The 26,486-nt window shown below is 71.2% G+C and carries 24 protein-coding genes; 9 read left to right on the top strand and 15 right to left on the bottom strand.

Going from position 1 to position 26,486, the window contains the following annotated elements; genetic code table 11:
• Positions 1–29 precede the first annotated feature (29 nt).
• The 8 genes from ggt to sucC form a co-directional block, all read right to left on the bottom strand.
• The gene (gene ggt, locus TNCT6_RS32800) at positions 30–1,625 is read right to left on the bottom strand and encodes a gamma-glutamyltransferase (RefSeq protein ID WP_253266305.1); all 1,596 of its coding nucleotides are present in this window, start codon (positions 1,623–1,625) and stop codon (positions 30–32) included.
• Positions 1,626–1,786: 161 nt separating this feature from the next.
• Positions 1,787–2,776, bottom strand: a complete 990-nt coding sequence (moaA, locus tag TNCT6_RS32795; protein ID WP_141364870.1) for a GTP 3',8-cyclase MoaA — start codon at positions 2,774–2,776, stop codon at positions 1,787–1,789.
• A gap of 65 nt (positions 2,777–2,841) precedes the next feature.
• Positions 2,842–4,230 (bottom strand): NAD(P)(+) transhydrogenase (Re/Si-specific) subunit beta, encoded by a 1,389-nt coding sequence (locus TNCT6_RS32790; protein WP_141364868.1) that lies wholly within the window; start codon positions 4,228–4,230, stop codon positions 2,842–2,844.
• Positions 4,223–4,543 carry an NAD(P) transhydrogenase subunit alpha gene (locus TNCT6_RS32785; protein WP_216372819.1) on the bottom strand — a complete coding sequence of 107 codons (321 nt, stop codon included), beginning with the start codon at positions 4,541–4,543 and terminating at the stop codon, positions 4,223–4,225. The genes TNCT6_RS32790 and TNCT6_RS32785 overlap by 8 nt, the downstream gene beginning before the upstream one ends.
• The gene (locus TNCT6_RS32780; protein WP_141364866.1) at positions 4,540–5,634 is read right to left on the bottom strand and encodes a Re/Si-specific NAD(P)(+) transhydrogenase subunit alpha; all 1,095 of its coding nucleotides are present in this window, start codon (positions 5,632–5,634) and stop codon (positions 4,540–4,542) included. Before TNCT6_RS32780 ends, TNCT6_RS32785 begins: the two co-directional genes overlap by 4 nt.
• Positions 5,631–5,909, bottom strand: a complete 279-nt coding sequence (locus tag TNCT6_RS32775; RefSeq protein WP_216372818.1) for a DUF6457 domain-containing protein — start codon at positions 5,907–5,909, stop codon at positions 5,631–5,633. Before TNCT6_RS32775 ends, TNCT6_RS32780 begins: the two co-directional genes overlap by 4 nt.
• A gap of 3 nt (positions 5,910–5,912) precedes the next feature.
• Positions 5,913–6,791: a succinate--CoA ligase subunit alpha gene (gene sucD / locus TNCT6_RS32770; RefSeq protein WP_141364863.1), complete on the bottom strand. Its 879-nt coding sequence runs from the start codon at positions 6,789–6,791 to the stop codon at positions 5,913–5,915.
• Positions 6,792–6,812: 21 nt separating this feature from the next.
• Positions 6,813–7,994 carry an ADP-forming succinate--CoA ligase subunit beta gene (gene sucC / locus TNCT6_RS32765; RefSeq protein ID WP_141364861.1) on the bottom strand — a complete coding sequence of 394 codons (1,182 nt, stop codon included), beginning with the start codon at positions 7,992–7,994 and terminating at the stop codon, positions 6,813–6,815.
• Between the two features lie 185 nt (positions 7,995–8,179).
• Between sucC and TNCT6_RS32760 the strand changes: the two genes are divergently transcribed.
• Positions 8,180–9,196, top strand: a complete 1,017-nt coding sequence (locus tag TNCT6_RS32760) for a 2-dehydropantoate 2-reductase (RefSeq protein WP_141364859.1) — start codon at positions 8,180–8,182, stop codon at positions 9,194–9,196.
• Positions 9,197–9,304: 108 nt separating this feature from the next.
• On the opposite strand, the gene TNCT6_RS32755 is transcribed toward TNCT6_RS32760, so the two are convergent.
• The 5 genes from TNCT6_RS32755 to TNCT6_RS32735 form a co-directional block, all read right to left on the bottom strand.
• Entirely contained in the window at positions 9,305–9,511 is a 207-nt protein-coding gene (locus TNCT6_RS32755; RefSeq protein ID WP_141364857.1) for a formate dehydrogenase subunit delta, read from the bottom strand.
• 31 nt (positions 9,512–9,542) lie between these two features.
• Positions 9,543–12,359, bottom strand: a complete 2,817-nt coding sequence (gene fdhF / locus TNCT6_RS32750) for a formate dehydrogenase subunit alpha (RefSeq protein WP_141364855.1) — start codon at positions 12,357–12,359, stop codon at positions 9,543–9,545.
• Positions 12,356–13,963, bottom strand: coding sequence for an NADH-quinone oxidoreductase subunit NuoF (locus TNCT6_RS32745; RefSeq protein WP_141364853.1), 1,608 nt, complete (start codon positions 13,961–13,963; stop codon positions 12,356–12,358). Before TNCT6_RS32745 ends, fdhF begins: the two co-directional genes overlap by 4 nt.
• Before the next feature lie 2 nt (positions 13,964–13,965).
• Positions 13,966–14,436, bottom strand: a complete 471-nt coding sequence (locus tag TNCT6_RS32740) for a formate dehydrogenase subunit gamma (protein WP_253266304.1) — start codon at positions 14,434–14,436, stop codon at positions 13,966–13,968.
• 230 nt (positions 14,437–14,666) lie between these two features.
• Entirely contained in the window at positions 14,667–15,467 is an 801-nt protein-coding gene (locus tag TNCT6_RS32735) for an acyl-CoA dehydrogenase family protein (protein WP_141364849.1), read from the bottom strand.
• A 231-nt stretch (positions 15,468–15,698) separates the two neighbouring features.
• Here TNCT6_RS32735 and frc point away from each other — a divergent pair, with 231 nt between their 5' ends.
• Both frc and TNCT6_RS32725 read left to right on the top strand, forming a co-directional pair.
• On the top strand, positions 15,699–16,928 hold the full coding sequence (frc, locus tag TNCT6_RS32730; RefSeq protein WP_141364847.1) for a formyl-CoA transferase: 1,230 nt from the start codon (positions 15,699–15,701) through the stop codon (positions 16,926–16,928).
• 3 nt (positions 16,929–16,931) lie between these two features.
• Positions 16,932–19,088 (top strand): acetate--CoA ligase family protein, encoded by a 2,157-nt coding sequence (locus TNCT6_RS32725; protein ID WP_141364845.1) that lies wholly within the window; start codon positions 16,932–16,934, stop codon positions 19,086–19,088.
• 118 nt (positions 19,089–19,206) lie between these two features.
• On the opposite strand, the gene TNCT6_RS32720 is transcribed toward TNCT6_RS32725, so the two are convergent.
• Entirely contained in the window at positions 19,207–19,890 is a 684-nt protein-coding gene (locus TNCT6_RS32720; protein WP_141364843.1) for a GntR family transcriptional regulator, read from the bottom strand.
• Positions 19,891–20,131: 241 nt separating this feature from the next.
• Between TNCT6_RS32720 and TNCT6_RS40195 the strand changes: the two genes are divergently transcribed.
• Positions 20,132–20,305, top strand: a complete 174-nt coding sequence (locus TNCT6_RS40195) for a hypothetical protein (RefSeq protein ID WP_172633130.1) — start codon at positions 20,132–20,134, stop codon at positions 20,303–20,305.
• A gap of 152 nt (positions 20,306–20,457) precedes the next feature.
• Here the strand turns inward: TNCT6_RS40195 and TNCT6_RS32715 are convergent, their stop codons facing one another.
• On the bottom strand, positions 20,458–20,826 hold the full coding sequence (locus tag TNCT6_RS32715; protein ID WP_253266303.1) for a hypothetical protein: 369 nt from the start codon (positions 20,824–20,826) through the stop codon (positions 20,458–20,460).
• 282 nt (positions 20,827–21,108) lie between these two features.
• Here TNCT6_RS32715 and oxc point away from each other — a divergent pair, with 282 nt between their 5' ends.
• The 5 genes from oxc to TNCT6_RS32690 all read left to right on the top strand — a co-directional run bounded on the left by oxc (position 21,109) and on the right by TNCT6_RS32690 (position 26,335).
• Positions 21,109–22,842, top strand: coding sequence for an oxalyl-CoA decarboxylase (oxc, locus tag TNCT6_RS32710; protein ID WP_141364841.1), 1,734 nt, complete (start codon positions 21,109–21,111; stop codon positions 22,840–22,842).
• A 557-nt stretch (positions 22,843–23,399) separates the two neighbouring features.
• Positions 23,400–24,272 carry an NAD(P)-dependent oxidoreductase gene (locus TNCT6_RS32705; protein ID WP_141364839.1) on the top strand — a complete coding sequence of 291 codons (873 nt, stop codon included), beginning with the start codon at positions 23,400–23,402 and terminating at the stop codon, positions 24,270–24,272.
• A gap of 175 nt (positions 24,273–24,447) precedes the next feature.
• Positions 24,448–24,681 (top strand): hypothetical protein, encoded by a 234-nt coding sequence (locus tag TNCT6_RS32700; RefSeq protein WP_141364837.1) that lies wholly within the window; start codon positions 24,448–24,450, stop codon positions 24,679–24,681.
• A 20-nt stretch (positions 24,682–24,701) separates the two neighbouring features.
• Complete coding sequence (locus tag TNCT6_RS32695; protein ID WP_141364836.1) at positions 24,702–25,163, top strand: hypothetical protein; 462 nt, start codon at positions 24,702–24,704, stop codon at positions 25,161–25,163.
• Positions 25,164–25,207: 44 nt separating this feature from the next.
• Positions 25,208–26,335 carry a CapA family protein gene (locus tag TNCT6_RS32690; protein ID WP_141364834.1) on the top strand — a complete coding sequence of 376 codons (1,128 nt, stop codon included), beginning with the start codon at positions 25,208–25,210 and terminating at the stop codon, positions 26,333–26,335.
• Positions 26,336–26,486 lie beyond the last annotated feature (151 nt).

The following is a 26,486-nucleotide window of genomic DNA, read 5'->3' as shown; positions in this document are numbered from 1 at the left end:
CGGTCGTCCGGCTGTCGCGAGGTCGGGTGTCACCAGCCGAGAGCGAGGCCGTCGCCGCGCGGGTCCGCGCCGCCCATCAGGACGTCGTCGGTGACGCGGATGGCCTGGGCGTGCCCCATCACGCCGTCCCAGCTGCCGACCTCGCGGACCGGGTGGCCCCAGGTGCGCAGTTCGTCCAGCGTCCCGGAGGCGAAGCGGTCCTCCATCCGGAGATCGCGTCGCTCGTCCCCCCAGGTGCGGCCGTACAGCCAGCGGGGCGCGTCGATGGCCGACTGGACGTCCCTGCCGAAGTCGACCAACCGTGTGACCAGGGCGTTCGACGTCTGCGGCTGGCCCTCGCCACCCATGGTGCCGTAGACGAGGTCCAGGTTCTCGCCGCGGAAGAGCATGCCGGGCATCAGGGTGTGGAAGGTCCGCTTGCCGGGTTCCAGGCGGTTCGGGTGTGCCTCGTCCAGGGAGAAGAACGACCCGCGGTTGTGCATCAGCACCCCGGTCCGGCCCGCGATGAACCCGGAGCCGAACTCGTGGTAGAGGCTCTGGATCACCGAGACCGCGTTGCCGGCCGAGTCCACCACGACGCTGCACGTGGTGTCGCCGCCCATCCGCGCCCCCGGTCCCGCGGGGACCGGCCGGGGCGCCACGCGCTTGCTCAGTTCGGCCGCGTAGTCCTTGGACAGCAGGTGCCGCAGGGGAATGTCGTGGAAGTCGGGGTCGGTGAGGTACCGGTCGCGGTCGGCGAACGCCAGGCGGGTCGCCTCCACCAGCAGGTGGACGTACTCGGGACTGCTGTCGGTCATGCCGCCGAGGTCGAAGTTCTCGACGATGTTCAGCGTCATCAGGTGCGCGAACCCCTGCGAGTTCGGCGGGGCCTGGTAGCAGCGGTACCCGCGGTACGTCGTGGAGACCGGTTCGGTCCACTCCGACCGGTGGGCGGCCAGGTCCTCGGTGGTGAGCAGGCCGCCGGCCTGTTGCAGGCTCGTCGCGATCTCCTCGGCCACGGGGCCCTCGTAGAAGCCGGGCCGGCCCTTCTGCGCGACGGTCTCCAGTGTTTCGGCCAGTTGCGGCAGCGCGAGGACGTCCGCCATGACCGGCAGCCGGTCCTGCGGCAGCAGCGTGCTGCGGGTGAGCGGATGGGCGCTGAGGACGTGCGCGACCTCGGCGGCGCAGGCGGCGTAGCTGTCGCAGACGGCGAAGCCCTCGCGGGCGTAGGTGATGGCCGGCTGCAGCAGGCGGGCGAGCGGGAGGCTGCCGAACCGTTCGTGCGCGGTGCACCAGCTGTCGACGGCGCCGGGCACGGTCACCACGGCGAGCGGCCCCCGGGTGGGGATCTCGCGATGGTCGCGCTGCCGGAAGTGCGGACGGGTCGCGTGGGCGCCGGCTCGGCCGCTGCCGTTGAGTGCGTGGACCCGGCCCGTGGCGGCGTCGTGGATGAGCCAGAAGGCGTCCCCGCCCGGCCCGGTCATGTGCGGGTAGACCACGCCGAGCGTCGCGTTGATGGCGATCGCGGCGTCCACGGCCGTACCGCCCTCCTGCAACACCTGGAGGCCGGCCGTGGAGGCGAGGTAGTGCGGGGTGCTGACCATCCCGTTGCGTGCCAGGGCCACCGGGCGGGTGGTGCGCGTCATACCGGCTCCTCCGATTAACTCAGATTGCATACGATATGAAGTAGGCAGTATTCTGAAAGGCTGGACGATCCCCTGTCCAGAGGTCGTACCGAATCTTTCTCCCGGCGCGGCGCACAGGCCCCGGCATGCCGGCCCACCCTTGCGTGACCTCGCTCCTTCGTCTAGCCACCGATGGCGGACATCGGGCGCCGGGGCTGGAGGAAGGACGGGTCGTCGAGGCCGGAGCCCGCCTTCTTGCCCAGCGTCGCCGCCCGCCACAGGGCGGCGACCTCCTCGTCGGACGCCCCGGAGCGCAGCGCGGTGCGCAGGTCGGTCTCCTCCCTGGCGAACAGGCAGGTGCGGACCTGGCCGTCCGCGGTGAGCCGGGTACGGTCGCAGGCCCGGCAGAAGGGCCGGGTCACCGACGCGATCACCCCCACGGTGGCCGGTCCGCCGTCGACGAGCCACCGCTCCGCGGGCGCCGAACCGCGCTGCCCCCGCCGCTCCGGCGTGAGGGAGAAGCACGCGGCGAGCTTCCGCAGGATCTCCACGGCGGTCACCATCTGCTCGCGCTGCCAGCCGTGTTGGGGGTCCAACGGCATCTGCTCGATGAACCGCAGGTGGTACCCGTGCCTGACGGCCCAGGCCAGCAGCTCGGTCGGCTCGTCGTCGTTGATCCCGCGCATCAGCACCGAGTTGATCTTCACCGGTTCCAGCCCGGCCTCGCGTGCCGCGGTCAGCCCGGCCAGCACCTCCCGGTGCCGGTCGCGGCGGGTGAGGGCCTTGAAGCGGTCCGGGCGCAGGGTGTCCAGCGAGACGTTGACGCGGTCGAGCCCGGCCTCGCGGAGCGCGCCGGCGGTGCGGGCCAGCCCGATCCCGTTGGTGGTCAGCGAGAGTTCCGGCCGCGGGGTGAGCGCGGCGCAGCGGGCGACGATGCCGGCCAGGCCGGGGCGCAGCAGCGGCTCACCTCCGGTGAAACGCACCTCGGTGACACCCAGGCCGGTGACCGCGATCCCCACCAGCCGGACGACCTCGTCGTCGGTGAGCAGCCGGGGCCCGGCCAGCCAGGCCGTCCCCTCCTCGGGCATGCAGTAGGTGCACCGCAGGTTGCAGCGGTCGGTCAGCGAGACGCGCAGATCGGTGGCGATCCGGCCGTGGGTGTCGAGCAGCATGAGTCCGCCTCCCTCGATGGCGACGCAGGGAGCGGCCGGGCGCCTGCGCGCCCGGCCGCTCCCCGTCACAGGGCCTTGAGTTCCTCGGTGATCTCGGCGACGGAGGACTTCGCGTCGCCGAAGAGCATCGACGTCCTGGCGTCGAAGTACAGCTCGTTCTCGATGCCGGCGAACCCGGGGTTCATCGAGCGTTTGAGCACGATGACCGACCTGGCGTGGTCCACGTTGAGGATCGGCATCCCGTAGATCGGCGAGCTGGGGTTGGAGCGGGCGGCGGGGTTGGTGACGTCGTTGGCGCCGATCACCAGGGCCACGTCCGTGCGGCCGAACTCGCCGTTGATGTCGTCCATCTCCTTGAGCTGTTCGTAGGGCACGTCGGCCTCGGCGAGCAGGACGTTCATATGGCCGGGCATGCGTCCGGCGACCGGGTGGATGGCGTGCTTGACCTCCACGCCGCGCTGTTCGAGCAGGCCGGCCATCTCGCGGACGGCGTGCTGCGCCTGCGCGACGGCCATGCCGTAGCCGGGGACGACGACCACCTGGCTCGCGTAGGCCATCTGGATGGCGGCGTCGGCTGCGCTGGTCTGCCGCACCGTCTGGTCCGCCGGGCCGCCGCCCGGTCCCGCGGTGGCGCCGGTCCCGCCGAACCCGCCGGCGACGATGGCCGGGATCGAGCGGTTCATCGCCTTGGCCATCAGATCGGTCAGGATGGTGCCGGAGGCTCCGACGATCATGCCCGCGACGATCATCGCCGTGTTGTCCAGTGCCAGACCGGTGGCCGCGGCGGACAGGCCGGTGAAGGCGTTGAGCAGCGAGATCACCACCGGCATGTCGGCGCCGCCGATCGGCAGCACCACCATCACGCCGAGCACGGCCGCGGAGACCAGTACGCCGATGATCAGCGCCTCGGAGGCGTGGCCCAGGCCGATGCCGACCGCGCAGGCCACCGAGACCAGCAGCAGCGCCAGGTTGAGGGGTTGCTGCCCCCGGCCGAGACCGATCGGCCTGCCCGGCAGGATCTCCTGGAGCTTGCCGAAGGCGATCAGCGATCCCCAGAAGGAGAGCGAGCCGACGATCGCGGCGAACAGCGACGTGACGACGACGTAGCCGGCCTCCGTCGCGTAGCCGTGGCTGTCGCGGAACTCCACCCAGGAGATCAGGGCGACGGCACCGCCGCCCACTCCGTTGAACAACGCCACCATCTGCGGCATCGCGGTCATCTTGACCCGCCGCGCCGCCGGTACGCCGATCACCGTGCCCAGGACCAGGCCGAACACGATCAGCAGCCAGTTGCCCGTCCCGGGGGTCAGCAGGGCGGCCACGGTGGCGATCAGCATGCCCGCCGCCGCCGTGAGGTTGCCGCGTACGGCCGTGCGCGGTCCGGTCAGGCCCATCAGGCCATGGATGAACAGGGCGAACGCGACGATGTAGAGAATCGTGATCAGGTCATCCACGGCCGACCGCGTCCTTTCCGGCTCCGGCGCCCTCCGGCGCCTTCTTGAACATGCCGAGCATGCGGTCGGTCACCAGGAACCCGCCGACCACGTTGATCGTGCCGAACACGATCGCGACGACCAGCAGCACCCGCTCGAAGGGCCCCGACGCGGAGCGGCCGAGCAGGACCAGGCCGCCGAGCAGGACGATGCCGTGGATGGCGTTGGTCCCGGACATCAGCGGGGTGTGCAGGGTGTTGGGCACCTTGGAGATCACCGCGAAGCCGACGAATCCGGCCAGCACCAGGATCGCCAGGTCGGCCAGGAACATCATCGGGCCTCCGTGAGCTGGTCGCTGTTCTGGGTCACACAGCAGGCGGCGAGGATCTCGTCCTCGAGGTCCGGCGCGAACTCGCCGTCGGCCAGCATGAGTTCGAGCAGCGCCTGGACGTTCCGGGCGTACAGTTCGCTGGCGTGCTCGGGCAGGGTCGCCGGCAGGTTCAGCGGGGCGGCCACGGTGACGTCGTGCCACACCATGGTCTCCCCCGGTGTGGTGAGTTCGCAGTTGCCGCCGGTCTCCCCGGCGAGGTCGACGACCACGCTGCCGGGCCGCATCCGCCGCACGGCCTCGGCGGTGACCAGCTTCGGTGCCGGGCGTCCCGGAACCAGCGCAGTCGTGATCACCACGTCGAAGCCGGCGATCGCCTCGCTCAACCGCCGCTGCTGCTCGGCCTGTTCCTCCTCGGTCAGGGCACGGGCGTACCCGCCCTCGCCCGATGCCTCGACACCCAGCTCCAGCCACCGCGCGCCCAGCGAGCGGACCTGCTCGGCGACCTCGGGCCGGACGTCGAATCCGGTGGTGCGGGCGCCGAGACGTTTGGCGGTGGCCAGTGCCTGGAGCCCCGCGACGCCCACGCCGAGCACCAGGACCGTGGCCGGCTTCACCGTTCCGGCGGCCGTGGTGAGCATCGGGAAGAAACGGGTGGAGTTCCGGGCGGCGACCAGCACCGCCTGGTAGCCGGCGACATTGGCCTGCGAGGAGAGCGCGTCCATGGACTGCGCGCGGGAGATCCGCGGAACGGCCTCCATCGCGAAGCCGGCGACGCCGGTCAGGCGCAGCTGCTCGGCGATCTCCGGCCTGGTCAGGGGCGCCAGGAAGCCGATCACGGCGGATCCGGGGCTCAGCAGGCCGATCTCGTGGGGCGTCGGCGGGTTCACCTTGACCACGACGTCGGCCGCCCATGGTTCTCCGATGGTGGCCCCGGACTGCTCGTACTGCTCGTCGGGAATCAGTGCCCCGGCCCCGGCCCCGGCCTCCACCACGACGGAGAGGCCCGCGGCGCGCAGCCGTTCGACGACTTTGGGCACCAGCGCGACGCGGCGTTCGCCCGTCGCGGTCTCCCGGGGGACTCCGATCAGCGTCATGTTCCTCTTCCCGGCTGTGAGGGGGCGGGGGGTTCGCCGCCGGACGGTACGGGCCAGGCCGCGGCGAGCTTGTTCACGGTCTCGGCGGCGGCGGCGGGCGCGACGCCGCGTCCCACGGCGACACCCAGCAGGTAGGTGGTGAGCGGCGCGGCCGGGCGGGCGACCTGGTGGGCGACGTTCTTCGCGACGTCCAGCACCCCGTCCCGGTCCAGCGCGTCCCGGCTCACCCCGAGTTCACCGGCCACCTGGGCGATCCATCTGTCCAGGGGGTTCACGTCTCACACCGCCTGCCGGGCCAGTGCCGCGGCCTCGGTCGGGGTCTTGCCGACCTTGACGCCCGCGGCCTCCAGGGCCTCCTTCTTCGCCTGGGCGGTACCGGAGGAACCCGAGACGATGGCGCCCGCGTGGCCCATGGTCTTGCCCTCCGGCGCGGTGAAGCCCGCGACGTACCCGACGACCGGCTTGGTCACGTTCTCCTTGATGAACGCCGCGGCCCGCTCCTCCGCGTCGCCGCCGATCTCACCGATCATCACGATCAGGTCGGTGTCCGGGTCGTCCTGGAACGCCTTCAGCGCGTCGATGTGCGTGGTACCGATGATCGGGTCACCACCGATACCCACACAGGTGGAGAAGCCGATGTCCCGCAGCTCGTACATCATCTGGTACGTCAGCGTGCCCGACTTCGACACCAGACCGATCCGGCCCGGCTTGGTGATGTCGGCCGGGATGATGCCCGCGTTCGACTGACCCGGCGTGATCAGACCCGGGCAGTTCGGGCCGATGATCCGCGTCCTGTTGCCCTTCTTCCCGGCGTACGCCCAGAAGGAGGCCGAGTCGTGCACCGCGATGCCCTCGGTGATGACCACCGCGAGCGGGATCTCCGCGTCGATCGCCTCGATCACCGCGTCCTTGGTGAACTTCTCCGGAACGAAGATCACCGTGACGTCGGCGCCGGTCTTCTCGATGGCGTCCTTCACGGTCCCGAAGACCGGTACCTCGGTGCCGTCGAAGTCCACGCTCTGGCCCGCCTTGCGCGGGTTCACGCCACCGACGATGTTCGTGCCCGAGGCCAGCATGCGACGCGTGTGCTTCTGGCCCTCGGAGCCGGTCATGCCCTGGACGATGACCTTGGATTCCTTGGTGAGGAAGATAGCCATGGTGTTCTGTGACCTCGTCCCTTACTTCGCGGCAGCAGCCAGCTCGGCGGCCTTGTCGGCCGCGCCGTCCATGGTGTCCACCCGCTGCACGAGCGGGTGGTTGCGGTCGTCCAGAATCTGACGGCCCAGTTCGGCGTTGTTGCCGTCCAGACGCACGACCAGCGGCTTGGTGACCTCCTCGCCCTTGGACTCCAGCAGCTCCAGGGCCTGCACGATGCCGTTGGCGACCGCGTCGCACGCGGTGATGCCGCCGAAGACGTTGACGAACACGGACTTCACGTCCGGGTCGCCCAGGATGATCTCCAGACCGTTCGCCATCACCTCGGCGGAGGCGCCGCCACCGATGTCGAGGAAGTTGGCGGGCTTGACGCCCTTGTGGGCCTCACCGGCGTACGCGACGACGTCCAGGGTCGACATGACCAGACCCGCGCCGTTGCCGATGATGCCGACCTCACCGTCGAGCTTGACGTAGTTGAGGTTCTTCTCCTTGGCAGCCGCCTCCAGCGGGTTGGCGGCGGCCTTGTCGTGGAGCTCCTCGAACTCGGGGTGACGGAACTCCGCGTTGTCGTCCAGCGACACCTTCCCGTCGAGGGCGATGACGTCACCGGAGGCGACCTTGGCGAGAGGGTTGACCTCCACCAGGAGGGCGTCCTCCTTGATGAAGACCTCCCAGAGGCTGACGAGGACGTCGGCGACCTTGTCGGCGACCTCGGCCGGGAACTTGGCCGCGGCGACGATCTCCTCGGCCTTGGCCCGGTCCACGCCGTCGATGGCGTCGATCGCGATCTTGGCGACGGCCTCGGGGCGGGTGGCAGCGACCTCTTCGATCTCCATGCCGCCCTCGACCGAGGCGATGGAGAGGAAGGTGCGGTTGGCGCGGTCGAGGAGGAAGGAGACGTAGTACTCCTCGAGGATCTCCGGAGCGGTCTCCGCGAGCATGACCTTGTGGACCGTGTGGCCCTTGATGTCCATGCCGAGGATGTCCGTCGCGCGGGCGACGGCCTCGTCCGGGGTGGCGGCCAGCTTGACACCACCGGCCTTGCCGCGGCCACCGACCTTCACCTGAGCCTTGACGACCGACTTGCCGCCCAGCCGCTCGGTGATCTCGCGCGCCGCCTCAGGCGTGTCGATGACTTCACCGGCCAGCACCGGTACACCGTGCTCGGCGAAGAGATCTCGTGCTTGGTACTCGAACAGGTCCATTGAAGTGGCCTCCCAAAGCCGCTCACGGAAGCGTCGGCGGCACAGCGAGCATAAAGTCAACTGAATACTGTATGCAATAGCTGTACGTGAGACTTCCCGCCTCGCGCGCCCACCCCCCTCGGGCTATGGACACCGCCCAGCGATATTGCATACAGTATCCAGCCCCCTACTGAGAGGAGTCCATCGTGAAGATCGCAGTCCTCGGAGCCGGTGCGATCGGTGCGTACGTCGGGGCGGCTCTGCACCGGGGCGGCGCCGAGGTGCATCTGATCGCCCGCGGTGATCATCTGCGGGCCATGCGGGCCGACGGGGTACGGGTGCTGAGCGCCCGCGGTGACTTCGTCGCCCGGCCGCACGCCACGGACGACCCGGCCGAGATCGGTCCGGTCGACTACGTCTTCCTCGGGCTGAAGGCCCACTCCTACCCGTCGTGCGGGCCGCTCATCAAGCCGCTGCTCGCCGACCACACGGCCGTCGTGGCCGGTCAGAACGGCATTCCGTGGTGGTACTTCCACCAGCTCGCCGGGCCCTACGAGGGCCGGCGGGTGGAGGCGGTCGACCCGGACGGCGCCACCAGTGCCGTCCTGCCGCCGGAGAGGGCCATCGGCTGCGTCGTGTATCCGGCGACCGTCGTCGAATCCCCCGGAGTGATCCGGCATCTGGAGGGCACCCGGTTCTCTCTCGGCGAGCCCGGGGGCCAGGTCTCCGAGCGTTGCACGGCGTTGAGCCAGGCCCTGATCGCCGGCGGGCTGAAGGCCCCGGTCGAGCCGAACCTGCGCGACGACATCTGGATCAAGCTGATGGGCAACGTCGTGTTCAACCCGCTCAGCGCGCTCACCAGGGCGACGATGGCCGAGATCTGCCGGCACACCCAAACCCGGCGCCTGGTCGTCCAGTTGATGGAGGAGACCCTCCACATCGCGGCACGGGTGGGCAGTACACCGGACATATCGATCGAGAAGCGGCTGCGCGGCGCCGAGGGGGTCGGACACCACAAGACCTCGATGCTCCAGGACCTGGAGGCCGGCAAGCCACTCGAACTCGACGCCATCGTGACGGCGGTGGTGGAACTCGCCGACATCACCGGCGCGGAGGCGCCCACGCTGCGCGCCGTCCACGCGGCCACCGACCTGCTGGCACAGTGCAGTACGCAGGGCGGCACCGCACGGAACGGCGCCACTACGGGAGCCGTACCCGCCTGAGCCGGGCCGCCGCCACCGGCTCCGTCCCACGGCGCCGCGCACGGACCACCGCCTCATCTCCCCGTCGCCACGAGGGGAGATGAGGCGGTGGTGCGGGGAACGGACCGGTCAGTCGCCGGCGGTCCCGTCCGTCCGTCCGGCCGGCCTCAGCGCGGCGACGATCACGGGGGACAGTCCCTCCGCTCCCCCGTCGACGAACTCGGCCAGCCTCGCGCGCATCCTCGGGTCCCAGAACCGCTGGATGTGTCCCGCGACCGCCTCGGCGGCCTGCTCGTCCGGCAGGTGCCCGAAGGCCGCGGCGATGTCGTTCGCCATCCGCTGTTCCGATGGCACGGCGCCCGCCATCTCAGTCCACCACCGCGTGCCGGTCGTCCTGGACCCGATCGGCGGCGCGCCCGGCGAGCGGGTGGGCGAGCCCGACCTGCACGGCGGTCACCTTGTACTCCGGGCAGTTGGTCGCCCAGTCCGAGTTCTCCGTGGTCACCACGTTGGCGCCGGTCACCGGATGGTGGAAGGTCGTGTAGACGACCCCCGGCGGCATCCGGTCGGACACCCGGGCCCGCAGGGTCGTCTCTCCGACGCGGCTGGTCAGCGTCACCATGTCGCCGTCGCCGATGCCGCGCACCTCGGCGTCGTGCGGGTGCAGTTCCAGCAGGTCCTCGGGGTGCCAGGCCACGTTGCCGGTACGGCGGGTCTGCGCCCCGACGTTGTACTGGCTCAGGATGCGCCCCGTGGTCAGGACGAGCGGGAAGCGGGAGGTGGTCCGTTCGTTGGTCGGCAGATAGGTGGTGACCACGAACCTCCCCTTGCCGCGGACGAATTCGTCCACGTGCATGGTCGGCGTGCCCTCCGGCGCCTCCTCGTTGCACGGCCACTGGATGCTGCCGAGCTTGTCCAGGGAGGCGTAGGAGATACCGCGGAAGGTCGGGGTGACCTGGGCGATCTCGTCCATGATCTGGCCCGGGTGGTCGTACTCCATGGGGTAGCCCATGGCGGCGGCGATCTCGCAGACGATCTGCCACTCGTGCTTGCCGGTCTTCGGCTTCATCACCGCGCGCACCCGGTTGACCCGGCGTTCGGCGTTGGTGAACGTGCCGTCCTTCTCCAGGAAGGAGGCACCCGGCAGGAAGACATGGGCGAACTTGGCCGTCTCGTTGAGGAAGAGGTCCTGCACCACGACCAGTTCCATGGCTTCGAGCGCGGCGGTGACGTGCTTGAGGTTCGGGTCGGACTGGGCGATGTCCTCGCCGTGCACGAACAGACCGCGGAAGGAGCCGTCGATCGCCGCGTCGAACATGTTGGGGATCCGCAGTCCGGGCTCGGCGAGGATCGTGCGGCCCCACAGGTCCTCGAAGACGGTGCGTACCGCGTCGTCGGAGACATGGCGGTAGCCGGTGAACTCGTGCGGGAAGGAACCCATGTCGCACGAGCCCTGCACGTTGTTCTGCCCGCGCAGCGGGTTGACGCCGACGCCGTCGCGGCCGATGTTGCCGCACGCCATCGCCAGGTTCGCCATCCCCATGACCATGGTGGAGCCCTGGCTGTGCTCGGTGACGCCGAGCCCGTAGTAGATGGCCCCGTTGGGCGCCCGCGCGTACAGCCGGGCGGCGGCCCTCAGCTCCTCGGAGGGCACACGGGTGATGGACTCGGTGGCCTCCGGGCTGTTCTCCGGGCGGGAGACGAACTCCGCCCATTCCGCGAACCCTTCGCAGCGGTCCGCCACGAAGGACTTGTCGACCAGGTCCTCGGTGACCACCACGTGCGCCATGGCGTTGATGACGGCGACGTTGGTGCTCGGGGTGAGCTGGAGGTGGTGTGCCGCCTCGATGTGCGGCGAGCGCACCAGGTCGATGCGGCGCGGGTCGATCACGACGAGTCGGGCGCCCTCGCGCAGCCGGCGCTTCATCCGCGAGGCGAAGACCGGATGGCCGTCGGTGGGGTTGGCGCCGATCACCACGATCACGTCGGCCTGGGCCACCGAGCGGAAGTCCTGTGTGCCGGCCGACTCGCCGAAGGTCTGCTTCAGCCCGTATCCCGTCGGGGAGTGGCAGACCCGGGCGCAGGTGTCGACGTTGTTGTTGCCAAAGGCCGCGCGCACCATCTTCTGGACGACGTAGACCTCCTCGTTGGTGCAGCGCGAGGAGGTGATGGCGCCGATCGCGCCGGAGCCGTGGCGCTCCTGGATGGAGCGCATCCCCCGGGCGACCGTGCGGATGGCCTCCTCCCACTCGACCTCGCGCCACGGGTCGGTGATCCTCTCCCGGACCATGGGCTTGAGGACGCGGTCGGGGTGGGTCGCGTAGCCGAAGGCGAAGCGGCCCTTCACACAGGAGTGCCCCTCGTTCGCCCCGCCGTCCTTGTAGGGCACCATCCGGACCAGTTCGTCACCGCGCAGCTCTGCCTTGAACGAGCAGCCGACGCCGCAGTACGCGCAGGTCGTGACGACCGAGCGGGTCGGCATGCCGAGTTCGACGACCGACCGCTCCTGGAGCGTCGACGTCGGGCAGGCCTGGACGCACGCGCCGCACGAGACGCACTCGGAGTCCATGAACAGCTCGCCCGCGCCGGGCGAGACCTTGGAGTCGAATCCGCGGCCCTCGATGGTCAGCGCGAAGGTGCCCTGCACCTCGCCGCAGGCCCGCACGCAGCGGGAGCAGACGATGCACTTGGACGGGTCGAAGTCGAAGTACGGGTTGCTCCGGTCGGCTTCGGCGTCCAGGTGGTTCTCGCCCTCGTACCCGTACCGGACCTGGCGCAGCCCGACGACGCCGGCCATGTCCTGCAACTCGCAGTCGCCGTTGGCCGGGCAGGTCAGGCAGTCCAGCGGGTGGTCGGAGAGGTACAGCTCCATGACGCCCTGGCGCAGCTTCTCCACCTTGGGCGTCTGGGTGCGCACCCGCATGCCGTCGGCGGCCGGCGTGGTGCAGGACGCCGGGGTGCCCCTGCGTCCGTCGATCTCCACGACGCACAGCCGGCACGATCCGAACGCGTCGAGGCTGTCGGTGGCGCACAGCTTGGGTATGTCGATGCCGGCGAGCGCCGCCGCGCGCATCACCGACGTGCCCTCGGGGACCGCGACGGGCAGTCCGTCCACTTCGACCGACACGGTCGGCTCCCCGGGCCTTTCGGGGGTTCCGAAGTCGGGTTCCTTGAGAAGGGTCATGCCGTGTCCTCCGTCCTCGCGCCGCTCGTCCGCGCGGTGCGCGCCGCCGCGTGTGCGTCGCGGGCGAGGAAGTCGTCAGAGAAGTGTGTGATGGCGCTGCGCACCGGCATCGGCGTCAACCCGCCCATGGCGCACAGCGAACCGTCGGTCATCAGCTCGCAGAGGTCTTCGAGCAGGGCGAGGTTGCCGTCGCGGTCCTCGCCCGCCACGATCCGGTCGATCACCTCGACCCCCCGTACCGAACCGACGCGGCAGGGCGTGCACTTGCCGCACGACTCGGCGGCGCAGAACTCCATCGCGAAGCGGGCCTGCGCGGCCATGTCCACGGTGTCGTCGAAGACCACGACGCCGCCGTGGCCGAGCATCGCGCCGGCCTCGGCGAACGCCTCGTAGTCCATCGGCAGGTCGAACATGGAGGCCGGCAGGTAGGCGCCCAGCGGTCCGCCGACCTGCACCGTGCGCACCGGGCGTCCGGAGAGCGTGCCGCCGCCGTAGTCCTCGACCAGCTCGCGCAGGGTGACGCCGAACGCCGTCTCCACGATGCCCCCGCGCGCGATGTTGCCGCCGAGCTGGAAGACCTGGGTGCCGCGCGAGCGCTGCACGCCGAGTTCCTGGTAGGCCTTCGCGCCGCGCGCCATGATCACCGGCACGGTGGCGAGGGTGAGGACGTTGTTGACCACGGTCGGCTTGCCGAAGAGTCCCTCCAGCGCGGGGATGGGCGGCTTGGAGCGGACCATGCCGCGCTTGCCCTCCAGGCTCTCCAGCATGGAGGTCTCCTCGCCGCAGATGTACGCGCCGGCGCCGACCCGGATGTGCAGGTCGAAGGTGAGGTCGGAGCCGAGGATCCGCTCTCCGAGCCAGTTGTTCCCGCGCGCGATGTCGATCGCGGCGCGCATCGTGGCCACCGCGTCGGGGTATTCCGAGCGGATGTAGACGTAGCCCTCACGTGCCCCGACCGCGTGCGCGGCGATCGTCATGCCCTCGATCAGCATGAACGGGTCGCCCTCCATGACCATGCGGTCCGCGAAGGTCCCGCTGTCGCCCTCGTCGGCGTTGCAGCAGACGAACTTCAGCTCGTCGGAGCACTCGGAGACGGTCTTCCACTTGACGCCGGCCGGGAATCCCGCGCCGCCCCGGCCGCGCAGGCCGGACTCGGTGACCTCGGCGATCACCTCGGCGCGCGGCAGCTCCAGCGCGCGACGCAGCCCGGCGAGGCCGCCGTGGCACAGGTAGTCGTCGGTGGAGAGGGGGTCGGTGATCCCGATCCTGGCGAACGTGACCCGCTTCTGCCGGGCCAGCCAGGGCAGTTCGTCCACGACGCCGCGCCGCAGCGGATGGTCCCCGCCGTCGAGTAGGCCCGCGGAGAGCAGGCCCTCCACGTCCGACGGGGCCACCGGACCGTAGCCGACCCGGCCGGCAGGTGTCGCCACCTCTACGAGCGGCTCCAGCCAGAGCATGCCGCGGGAGCCGTTGCGCACCACTTCGACCGGCCGGTCCCGGCCGGCGGCGGCCTGTCGGAGGGCGTCCGCGACCGCGTCGGCTCCCACGGAGCGTGCCGCCGAGTCGCGGGGGACGTACACCGTCACCGGAGAGTTGGAAGCCATGGTCACGGCGACACCGCCTCGTCGAGGATCGAGCGCAGGCGGTCCACGCTCACTCGCCCGTGCAGGGCGTCGTTCACCTGGATGGACGGCCCCAGCGCGCAGTTGCCGAGGCAGAAGACCTGTTCCACGGTGACCGAGCCGTCCGCCGCCGTCTCCCCCGGTGCGAGGCCGACCCGGTCGCGGGCACAGGCCACCAGGGCGTCCGCGCCGAGGGCCTGACAGGCTTCGGCCCGGCAGATGCGCACGGTGGTGCGGCCCGCCGGTTCGCGGCGGAAGTCGTGGTAGAAGGAGACCACCCCGTGCACGTCCGCCCGGGACAGGTTGAGTTCGTCGGCGAGCTGCGCGACGCACTCCTGCGGCACATGGCCGAGTTCCGACTGGATGGCGTGCAGTATCGGCAGCAGCGCGCCGCGTTGGCCGCGATGGGCGGCCACGATCGCGCTGATCGCGGCTCGCACCGGTACGTCACTCACGCTTGTGGTCATGATCGCCCCCAGTCACCGGCATGCGCGGAGGTCGAGCGCGAGGCCCTCGCCGCTGTCGTACGAGTTTGGTTTCGCGAACACATGAACCCTTGCCCCTCGTCTGCGGATGCGCAGAGGCGGTGACCAGCGGCACAGCCGCTTCCGCCGACCTGGTCGGTGCACGGACAACGCTCCCGCAGCATAATCGCCTGCTTGCAGTTTGTATACAGTGTTCAGACTCATGGAGCGTGCCGTTCCAGGCCCCACGAGACACCCTGAGCCGGCGGCTGCGCGCGCACCTCGGCCGCGACCGGCCGGGCGGCCGCCGCACCCGGGGCCGGCAGGGCTGCCAGCCACGGCAGCACCGCGCCCAGCACGGTGCCGATCCCACCGCCGCTCGGCCCGAGCATCGCGCCCGCCGGCACCAGGACGGGGTCGGCGCGGACGGTGGACGACGCGCTGCCGCGCGGGCCCTCCCCGTCCGGCCGTGCGGGCACGAACAGCCCTGGGGCGTCGGCCGGCACCAGCCAGAGCGTCAGCCCGTCGCGCCCGTCGGCCGGCCGGGAGGACCACACGTAACTGTCGGCCTCCCCCGCCCCGACCACGTTGTACTTCCGGGCGCGCAGTGCTACCACGTCCCCCGTGCGTGTCGCCGTCGAGGGCGGACCGGGAGGCGCGCCGCGCTCACCGGACTCGACGGCCTCCGCCAGGGCGAGGGTGCTCAGGTGGTGCCCGGTGGCGATCTTCCGGCGCACCCAGTGGATGCCGTGGGCCTCGATGACCGCGACGGCGGCGTAGTGGGACCTGAGCACGGCACCGGTGGCCGGGCAGACCCGCGACACCTCGGCCACCACCTCGGAGGCCTCCGCCAGGCCGAGCCCCTGGCCGCCGAGTTCGGCGGAGACGGTGAGCGCCAGCAGTCCGGAGTGCCCCAGTGCGGCGACCGAGGCCCGGGGGAACACGCCGTGCCTGCGGACCCGTTCGGCCCCGGGCTCGATGACGCTGCTCATGGCGTGGGAGAGAGCGGTGCGGTACGACATGGGGCGGCCCCTTGAAGTCATTTCCGGCACAGATTGCATACAGTATGCTCTCCACGGGGAGTGCCGACCAGCCCTGAGCGCACGAATCCGCCGACTGGGCAAAATCACGCGCAGGCGACTGGACAGCCGCCGCCCGGTCGGCCGATGATTGCATACAGTATTCGTTGCCTGTATGCAGGGTGCTCCCGTACGGCCAGACGCACCAAACCGTGTACAAGTGAGGTGATCCCCATGACCAGGGCTCTTGAGGGCGTGCGCGTCCTCGACATGACACACGTCCAGTCAGGCCCCTCCGCCACCCAGTTGCTCGCCTGGCTCGGTGCGGACGTCGTCAAGCTGGAGGCGCCGACCGGCGACATCACCCGCAGGCAGCTGCGGGACCTCCCCGACGCCGACTCCCTCTACTTCACGATGCTCAACTGCAACAAGCGGAGCATCACCCTCAACACCAAGACGGAACGCGGCAAGGAACTGCTCACCGAGCTGATCCGGCGCTCCGACGTCATGGTCGAGAACTTCGGACCGGGCGCCGTCGACCGCATGGGCTTCACCTGGGACCGCATCCAGGAGATCAACCCGCGGATCGTGTACGCCTCCATCAAGGGGTTCGGCGAAGGCCCTTACACCACCTTCAAGGCGTACGAGGTCGTCGCGCAGGCCATGGGCGGCTCGATGGCGACCACGGGCTTCGAGGACGGCCCGCCGACGGCCACCGGCGCGCAGATAGGCGACTCGGGGACCGGGGTCCACCTCGTCGCCGGCATCCTCGCGGCGCTCTTCCAGCGCGAGCGCACCGGACGCGGCCAGCGGGTCAACGTGGCCATGCAGCACGCGGTGCTCAACCTCTGCCGGGTGAAGCTGCGCGACCAGCAGCGCCTGACGCACGGCCCGCTCGCCGAGTACCCGAACGAGGACTTCGGCGAGGAGGTGCCGCGCTCGGGGAACGCCTCCGGCGGCGGCCAGCCCGGCTGGGCGGTCAAGTGCGCGCCGGGAGGCCCCAACGACTACGTGTACATCGTGGTGCAGCCGCCCGGCTGGAAGCCCATCACCGAGCTGATCAACCGCCCGGAACTGGCCGAGGACCCCGACTGGGCCACCCCCGAGGCCCGGCTGCCCAAGCTGGACAAGATGTTCCAGCTGATCGAGGAGTGGAGCAGCACCCTGCCCAAGTGGGAGGTGCTGGAGGCCCTCAACTCCCACGGCATCCCCTGCGGGCCGATCCTGTCCACCAAGGAGATCATCGAGGACCGGTCGCTGGCCGCCAACGAGATGATCGTCCCGGTCGAGCACCCCGAGCGCGGCACCTTCAAGACCGTCGGCTCGCCCCTCAAGCTGTCCGACTCCCCCGTGACCATCACCAGCTCCCCGCTGCTCGGCGAGCACAACGAAGAGGTCTACGCCGGCGAACTGGGCCTCGACGACGAGGAACTGAAGCTCCTCAAGACGAACGGAGTGATCTGAGCGATGCCCCTGAACCATGCCTCAGCCGACCGCGACACCGTGGCGAAGGTGCTCGCCACCGTGCGCGCCGAGGGCCGCAGCGCCCTGACCGCGCCCGAGGGCAAGCGGATCGCCGACGCGTACGGCATCGCCACCCCCGGCGAGGCCCTGGCGCGCGACGCGGACGAGGCGGCGGCCCACGCCGGCGCCTTCGACGGGCCGGTCGTCCTGAAGATCGTCTCCCCCGACATCCTGCACAAGACCGACGCCGGCGGGGTGGTCGTCGGTCTGCAGACGGCGGAAGAGGTGCGCACGGCGTACGACCGGATCATCGGCAACGCCAAGGAGTACGACCCCAAGGCCCGGATCACCGGCGTGCAGGTGCAGCAGATGCTGCCGCCGGGCCAGGAGGTCATCATCGGGGCGGTCACCGACCCCACCTTCGGCAAGGTCGTCGCCTTCGGTCTGGGCGGGGTGCTGGTCGAGCTCCTCAAGGACGTGACCTTCCGGCTGGCGCCGGTCGCCGAGGACGAGGCGGCCTCCATGCTGGACTCGATCGGGGCGGCCGAGATCCTGCGCGGCGTGCGCGGCGCGGCCGCGGTGGACCGCGAGGCGCTGGCCGAGCAGATCCGCAGGGTCTCCCGACTGGTCACGGACTTCCCGGAGATCGCCGAGGTGGACCTCAACCCGGTGATCGCCACGCCCGAGGGCGCGCTCGCGGCCGACATCCGCGTGATCCTCGCCGAGAACGCGCCGGCCCCGCGGCCGAAGTACAGCCGTGAGGAGATCCTGACGGCGATGACACGGCTGATGCAGCCCCGGTCGGTGGCGGTGATCGGCGCCTCCTCCGAGGCCGGCAAGATCGGCAACTCGGTGATGCGCAACCTCATCGACGGCGGGTTCGCGGGCGACATCCACCCGGTCAACCCGAAGGCCGACGAGATCGAGGGCCGCAAGGCGCACGCGTCCGTCCTCGACATCCCGGGCGAGGTGGACGTGGCCGTCTTCGCGATCCCGGCGAAGTTCGTGCCCACCGCGCTGGAGGAGGTCGGTGCCAAGGGCATACCCAACGCCGTCCTGATCCCGTCCGGATTCGCCGAGACCGGCGAGCACGAACTCCAGGACCGGATCGTCGCCATCGCCCGGGAGCACGGCGTACGGCTGCTGGGACCGAACATCTACGGCTACTACTCGCCGTGGCAGGACCTGTGCGCCACGTTCTGCACCCCGTACGACGTCAAGGGCCCGGTGGCGCTGACCTCCCAGTCCGGTGGCATCGGCATGGCGATCCTCGGCTTCGCCCGCACCACCAAGACCGGTGTCTCCGCGATCGTGGGCCTCGGCAACAAGTCGGACATCGACGAGGACGACCTGCTCACCTACTTCAGCGAGGACCCGAACACCAAGTGCATCGCGATGCACCTGGAGGACCTCAAGGACGGCCGGGCGTTCGTCGAGGCCGCCCGCGAGACCGTGCCGAAGAAGCCGATCGTGGTGCTCAAGGCCGGGCGCACCTCGGCCGGAGCGAAGGCCGCCGGCTCCCACACCGGAGCCCTGGCCGGCGACGACGCCGTCTACGACGACATCCTGCGGCAGGCCGGTGTGATCCGCGCCCCGGGCCTGAACGAGATGCTGGAGTACGCGAGGGCGCTGCCCGTCCTGCCCACCCCGCAGGGCGAGAACGTCGTCATCATCACCGGCGCCGGCGGCTCCGGCGTGCTGCTCTCCGACGCCTGCGTGGACAACGGGCTGAGGCTGATGGAGATCCCGGACGACCTCGACGAGGCGTTCATGCGGTACATCCCGCCGTTCGGCGCGGCCGGCAACCCGATCGACATCACGGGTGGCGAGCCTCCCTCCACCTACGAGGCGACGATCCGCCTCGGCCTGGAGGACCCGCGGGTGCACGCCCTGATCCTCGGCTACTGGCACACCATCGTCACCCCGCCGATGGTCTTCGCCGAACTGACCGCGCGCGTGGTCGCCGAGGCGCGGGCCAAGGGGATCCACAAGCCGGTGGTGGCCTCGCTCGCCGGGGACACCGAGGTGGAGGCGGCCAGCGCCTACCTGTTCGAGCGGGGGGTCGTCGCCCATTCCTACACCACCGAACAGCCGGTGGCCGCTCTCGGCGCGAAGTACCGCTGGGCCAGGGCCGCCGGACTGCTTCCGGCCGACGGGTAACCGCCCGACGATCCACGGGTCGATCCGACGGTCAGGGGGCGCCCCCTTCGCGGTGGCGCCCCCTGACCGTTGCCGCCGGGCGGTGCGGGCACCTGGCCCGCGCCGCCCGGTTCCGCTGTCACTCCTCGGAACCGGCGCGCTCGTGGTAGGTGACACGGGTCTGCTCCGTGTGCGCCCGCATCAGCCGCTGGGCGCGCTGCTCGTCCCCCGCCTCGATCGCGTCGATCAACTCGCGGTGCTCGCGCCAGGAGTGCTCGCCGCGGGCCCGCGCGATGGGCGTGTAGAACCAGCGCATGCGGCGGTCCACCTGAGCGGACAGTTCGGCGAGCACGGAGTTCGCCGCGAGTTCCATGACGTACGCGTGGAAGGCGGCGTTGGCGGCGACCACCGCGTCGACGTCGTCGGACCGCAGGGCCCGCTCGCCCTCCTCGCACAGCTCGCGCAGCCGCGCCGGTGCCTCGCCTCCGGCCCCGGCCGCCGCCAGCCGCGCCGCCTCGGCCTCCAACAAGCCGCGTACGACGAGCAGTTGGTCGGCCTCGTCCTCGGTGGGCTCGTGCACGAACGCGCCCTGGGCCGGGCGCAGATCGACCCATCCCTCGGTGTTGAGCCGCTGGAGCGCCTCGCGCACGGGCTGGCGGGAGACGCCGAGCTGGCCGGCGAGTTCGGTCTCGATCAGGTGCTGACCGGGCTTGAGCACCCTGGTGATGATGAGTTCGAGGAGGGCCTCGTAGACCCGCTCACGCAGCGGACCCGGCCGCTCCAGCTTCGGCACGGTTCCACTCGGCAAACCCGCGGAGAGCATGGCTTCCATCCCCTGATCAGCGGCCCGACCGAGCCTGGGAGTGAGATTGACTTTCGTCTACAGTCTACCGACGCACCGCCCCGCACAGGACGCACACCCGCTGTGACCCAGTTCACATCACCCAGGGGTCGCGTGGGACCGCAAACGGCGCCGGCGTCACCGCCCCCACCCTCACGACGGACGGTTTCCGCCCCGGGGTCGCGGGCAGGCGGATGGGTGAGCGCCAGGGAAAGGACCCGACATGAGCGCCGGAGAGAAGGCCAGGGCCACGGCCGAGCAGGTGGTCGGGAAGGCCGTGAGGAAGGTGGCGCACGCGCTCGGCAACGAGACCACGGCGGCCAAGGGTGCCGCACTGGAGGCGCGGGGCAAGGCCCGCGCCGCCAAGGAACGGCCGAAGAGCGGCCTCGGACACTGAGCACGCGCGCACGGGGGCGCGGCGCGCCACCGCGGATCCGGCACGCCGGACGGAGCGCGACGCGATGAACCGGACAGGATCCACGAGACGACGCCGTCCGACACGACGGCAGGACCGAGGGGGCCGGCAGCCCGTACCGCCGGCCCCCTCGGTCATGCCGCGAGGACGCTCGTCCGCAGGGGGCGGCGCGGCGCGGCCGGGGTGTCCGCCGGTCCGACGCGGTAGGTGGTCCTGGTGGAGTCGACGAGGGGCTCGCCGAGCGTGATCCGTCCGCTGGAGTGCAGCATGTCGCACACGTCCGTGGGCAGCGCGACGTAGCAGCTTCCCCGGCCGGTGCGGGGGTCGAACGGCTGCCAGTAGCTGTACCTGCGGCGCCCACCCGCGTGCACGGTGAGGAACACGAGCGTGGCCGGGTCGGAGATGATGCGCAGCAGGTCAGCACCCGTGGGGCTGAGGGCGGCACCGGCACGGCTGTGGTGGTGCAGGACGACGGCGCGGGCCGGGCCGGGTATGGACTGCATCAGCGGGGGCCTTCCTCGATGCTGGGACTGAAGATCACTTACCCAGCTCGGGCGATGTTGATCTCTCTTTCCCGCGGCATTTTCCTGCATGTCACTGACAATGCGGCGACGACACGCCGCACTGACGTCCGATCCGCCGCGGCTCGCGACCTCGCGACGGCCCCCGCAGGACGCGGACCGGGAACACCGCCCCACGCGAATCCTTGCTAGTGCATCCCACCTCGGGGATACTGAATACAGTATTCCCGAAGCCATTCGTGACGTTCAGGGAGGATCCCGACCATGACCAACGCTTCCTTGCCGGAAACAGGGCTGGGGGACACTGACGGTCCGGCCGCTCTCACCGACGGGATCCACCTGGTCGTCGAAGCGCTCAGGCGCAACGGCGTCAAGAACGTCTACGGCGTCGTCGGCATCCCGATCACCGACCTGGCGCGCGTCGCGCAGGCGTCGGGCATGCGTTACATCGGCTTCCGCCACGAGAGCGACGCCGGGCACGCGGCGGCGGCGGCCGGATTCCTCACGAAGCGGCCGGGCATCTGCCTGACGGTCTCCGCCCCGGGCTTCCTCAACGGGCTCGTGGCCCTCGCCAACGCCACCACGAACTGCTTCCCCATGGTCCAGATCTCCGGATCCAGCGAGCGGCACCTGGTCGACCTCCAGCGCGGCGACTACGAGGAGATGGACCAGCTGGCGGCGGCGAAGCCCTTCGTCAAGGCCGCCTACCGGGTCCACCGGGCCGAGGACATCGGCCGCGGGGTGGCCCGCGCGATCCGCACCGCGGTCTCCGGGCGTCCCGGAGGTGTCTATCTCGACATCCCGGCCGCGGTGCTCGGAGAGGTCGTCGACAAGGAGCAGGGGGCCGCGTCGCTGTGGGAGGTCGTGGACCCGGCGCCGCGCCAGCTGCCCGAACCCGCGGCCGTGGACCGCGCGATCGACCTGCTCGCCGGCGCGGAGCGGCCCCTGGTCGTCCTCGGCAAGGGCGCGGCGTACGCGCAGGCGGACGAGCAGATCCGGGAGTTCGTCGAGACGACCGGCGTGCCCTACCTGCCCATGTCGATGGCCAAGGGCCTGCTGCCCGACGACCACCCGCAGTCGGCGGCCACCGCCCGGTCACTGGCCCTGCGCAGGGCGGACGTCGTGATGCTCGTCGGCGCGCGCCTGAACTGGCTGCTCGGGCACGGCGAGGCACCCCAGTGGGACCCCTCGGCCACGTTCATCCAGGTGGACATCGCGGCCACCGAGATGGACAGCAACCAGCCCATCGCGGCCCCGCTCGTCGGCGACGTCGCGTCGGTGATGGAGGCCCTGATCGAGCGGAGCAAGCCCGGCCGGATCCCGGCCGCGCAAAAGTGGCGGGAGGAACTCGCGGCGCGCTCCGCGCAGAACGCGGCCAAGATGGCCAAGCGCCTCGACGCCGCGAAGACCGCGCACCCGATGAAGTTCCTCGGCGCGCTCCAGGTGATCCGCGACGTCCTGGCGGAGAACCCCCGCGCCTACGTCGTCAACGAGGGCGCCAACGCGCTCGACCTGGCCCGCAACACGATCGGCATGCGGATACCGCGCCACCGGCTGGACAGCGGTACCTGGGGCGTCATGGGCATCGGCATGGGCTACGCCATCGCCGCCGCCGTCGAGACCGGAGACCCCGTGGTCGCCATCGAGGGCGACAGCGCCTTCGGGTTCAGCGGCATGGAGATCGAGGCCGTCTGCCGCTACAACCTGCCCATCGTCACCGTCGTCCTCAACAACAGTGGCGTCTACCGCGGTGACGAGGCCTCCACCTCCGCGGACCCCGCGCCGACCGCCCTCAAGGCCCGCCACGACCTCATGATCGAGGCGTTCGGCGGCAAGGGCTACCAGGCGACGACACCCGACGAGGTCGCCACCGCCCTGCGGGAAGCCCTGGCCTCGGGAGCCCCGGCGCTCATCGACTGCGTGATCGATCCCTCGGACGGGACCGAGAGCGGCAACATCTCCCACCTCAACCCGAAGGGCATCACGGTCCAGCGCTGACCGAACCCGGCGACTCCCCGCACCCGCGGTCCCGTCGCGGTCTTCCGGGACGCCGAACAAGGAATGCCGCCGCACCCCCTGCTGACCCGCACCCTCGCGGGTCGGCAGGGGATCCTCCATGATCGGACGCCCGCTCGGCGCCCGGCCCGCGCCAAGGTTCCCCGGATGCGCGCCGCCGGCGTCCGCCGCGGCCCGCCCATCCGCGCGGCGGCGCGGTGCAGCCGCGCCACGAAGGGCCCGGACCTGTCGAGTGTGAGGGGGCCGGCGCACCGCCTCCGCGTGCGCGCGCCCTCTGTGCTCTTCCGCCACCGCCACGCCTTCGCGGCGTATGCGCGCGTGATCTCGCCGACGGCGTCGGCTCGGTTCGCGCCCGACCGCACGAGCGGGCCGCGCGGATGACGACCCCTGACCGTCGGGCGACGGAGTCCCCGCTGCTCCGTTCGGTGGCGCGTGGGCGGTCATGACGGCCTGCCGGAGCACACCGGGAGCAAGATGATCGCCACCTGGTGTGACCGAGGGTCCGCACGGAGCGACCAGGCAGGAGAGGAGCGACAGGGATGGATGGGATCGGGTTCGTCGGGCTCGGCACGATGGGCCGTCCGATGGCGCGCAGGCTGCTGGCCGCCGGGCACCGCGTGGTGGTGTGGAACAGGTCGCGGCCCGCCGTCGAGGAACTGCGCGGGGACGGAGCGGAGGCCGCGACGGACCTCGTGGAGGTGTTCGGGCTCCCCGTGGTGATGAGCATGCTGTCCGACGACGCCGGCATCCGGTCGCTCATCCTGGACAGCGGGGTGCTGGACGGCGCCGAGTGCCGTGTGCACGTGAACCTGGCGACGGTGTCGGCCGGCTTCGCCGCCGAGGCGGAACAGCGGCACACGCAGCGGGGCATCGGATACGTGGCGGCGCCGGTGCTGGGCCGGGCCGACGTGGCGGCGGCCGGGAAGCTGAACGTCCTGGCCGCCGGCGCCCCCGAGGCGCTGGACCTGGCAAGGCCCGTGCTCGAACCGCTGGCCGGGCGGATCTGGGAACTGGGGGACGACCCGGCACGGGCCAACGTGGTCAAGATCGCGGTCAACTTCCTGCTGGCCGCCGCGATCGAGGCCACGGCGGAGGCGACGTCCCTGGTGGAGTCGTACGGCGTCGACGCCGCCGCGTTCGTCGAGCTGATCAGCGGGACGCTGTTCCCCGGACCGGTATACGGCACCTACGGCGGGCTCATGGCCGAACAGCGCTACGAGCCGCCGGGGTTCACCACCCGGCTCGGGCTCAAGGACGTGGGCCTCGCCCTGTCGGCGGCACACCGGCGCGACATGGCCCTGCCCACCGGCAGCCTCGTGCGGGACGCGCTGCTCGAAGCCGTCGCGGCGGGCTGGTCCGAGCGTGACTGGGCCACGCTCGCCGAGGTCGCCCGGCGAAGAGCGGGACGCTGATACGCACCGGCCGGGCTTGTGGGGCGTGGGGTCCGTCGGAGTGGTTGTGCCGCGGCGGCCGGTCCGGCCGGTGCCGTTGGTGGAATACGGCTCGGGATACGCGACCCGACTCCAGGGATCCGCGGCCCGATCCGACGCCGGGGCACCGGTCCGGCACAGCGAGGAGTGAAGGCTCATGGCAGTGTGCGAGGTCTGCGACAACGACTACGAGATGGCGTTCGAGGTCCGCGCGGGCGACGCCGTCCACATCTTCGACAGCCTCGAATGCGCGGCCCAGCGGATCGCTCCGACCTGCGACAACTGCGAGTGCCGCATCCTCGGCCACGGTCTGCAGGCCGACGGACGCTTCTTCTGCTGCGCCAACTGCGCACGCCGGCGCGGATTCGCGCAACTCGTCGACCACGCCTGACCTCTCGGCGGGAGGAACCCATGGAACTGCCTCTGAAGGCCCACCACATCGCTCCACGGCTGGCGACCGGGGCGTTCATTCTCCATGCGGGACTGGGCAAGCTCTCGGCGGACGAGCAGACGGAGGAGGGCCTGCACGCGATGGCCACCCACGCCTACCCGTTCCTGCGCAGGCTCTCTCCCCACCGCTTCACCCGGCTCCTCGGCACCGCGGAGGTGACACTGGGCGCGGCGCTGCTGACGCCGCTGGTGCCCAGCGGCATCGCCGGGGCGGGGCTGACGGCGTTCTCCTCGGGTCTGGTCGGGCTCTACCTGCGCACGCCCGGCACCCACGCCAAGGGCAGCCCGCTGCCCACCCAGCAGGGCATCCCGCTCGCGAAGGACTCCTGGCTGCTCGCCATCGGGCTTGGTCTGGTCACCGACCGCGCGTCCTGGTCGTGTCCGCGCCCCGCCGGCCGACGGCGGTGTGGCCGCCGCAGGTAGCCGCTCCGGTCGGTGACGGGCCGTCCGGCCACTACTGTGGGGGTATGCGCGGCGGCGTGGTGACGCTGTTCCTGTGCGGCGACGTGATGCTCGGCCGCGGCGTCGACCAGATCCTCCCGTGCCCCGGTGATCCGGCCCTGCGGGAGGCCTGGGTCCACGACGCCCGGTCCTACGTGGAGCTGGCGGAGGCGGCGAGCGGCCCGATTCCGGCCCCGGTCCCATCGGCCTGGCCGTGGGGTGAGGCCCTGCCGGTGCTGGCGGCCGCCGCCCCTGACGTACGCATCGTGAATCTGGAGACGGCCGTGACCCGCGGCGACGCGTTCGCGCCGGAGAAAGAGGTCCACTACCGGATGCACCCGGCCAACCTGCCCGCCCTGGAGGCGGCCCGGCCCGACGTCTGCGTCCTGGCCAACAACCACACGCTGGACTTCGGCCGTGCGGGGCTGCTGGAGACGCTGGACGCCCTGACGGGTGCGGGACTGCCGGTGGCGGGCGCCGGCCGGGACGCGGAGTCGGCGTACGCGCCCGCGGAGTGCCCGGTCGCGGACGGGGTCCGCGTGCTGGTGTTCGCCCTGGGGATGACGTCCAGCGGCATACCGGGGAGCTGGGCGGCGACGGCGGACCTCGCCGGTGTCGCGTACGTCCCCGCGGCGACGGCGGAGGCGGCCGCGGCGGTCGTCGAGCGCGTCCGGCGGGTGCGGTCTCCGGGTGACCTCGTGGTCGTCTCGGTGCACTGGGGGTCCAACTGGGGCTACCACGTCCCCCGGGAGCAGATCCGCTTCGCCCGCGCGCTGGTCGACGGCGGGGTCGACGTCGTCCACGGGCACTCCTCGCACCACCCCCGTCCCGTCGAGGTGTACCGCGACCGGCTGATCCTGTACGGCTGCGGCGACTTCATCGACGACTACGAGGGCATCTCCGGCTACGAGCAGTACCGCGACGACCTGCGGATCGCCTACTTCCCCTCGCTCACGGCGGCCACGGGACGGCTCGCGGACCTGCGCATGGTGCCGCTGCGGGCCCGGCGGATGCGGCTGGAACCCGCCACTGGGGAGGACAGCGCATGGCTGCGGGCGACCCTCGCCCGGATCAGCACGGGCGTGGCCATCACCCCGGGGCCGGACGGCACCCTCGGAGCGGCACGCACGACGACCGGCGCACAGGAGCCGTAAGGCCCGTGCGGCGCTGGACCGCTACCGGGCACACGACCCGCCCCCCTGAATGCCGGCCGGCGTCCGCGCCGACCGGCGTGTTCCGGTCGTCGGTTCCTCGCTCTGTGGCGGCTCGTCGTGAGGCGCAGTCCCACCATTGGCCGCACGGGCC

Origin of the sequence: Streptomyces sp. 6-11-2 (assembly GCF_006540305.1) — a bacterium.
GTDB lineage: Bacteria > Actinomycetota > Actinomycetes > Streptomycetales > Streptomycetaceae > Streptomyces.
The sequence above is the reverse complement of the archived record's forward strand: the minus strand, read 5'-3'. Positions and strand labels throughout refer to the sequence as shown.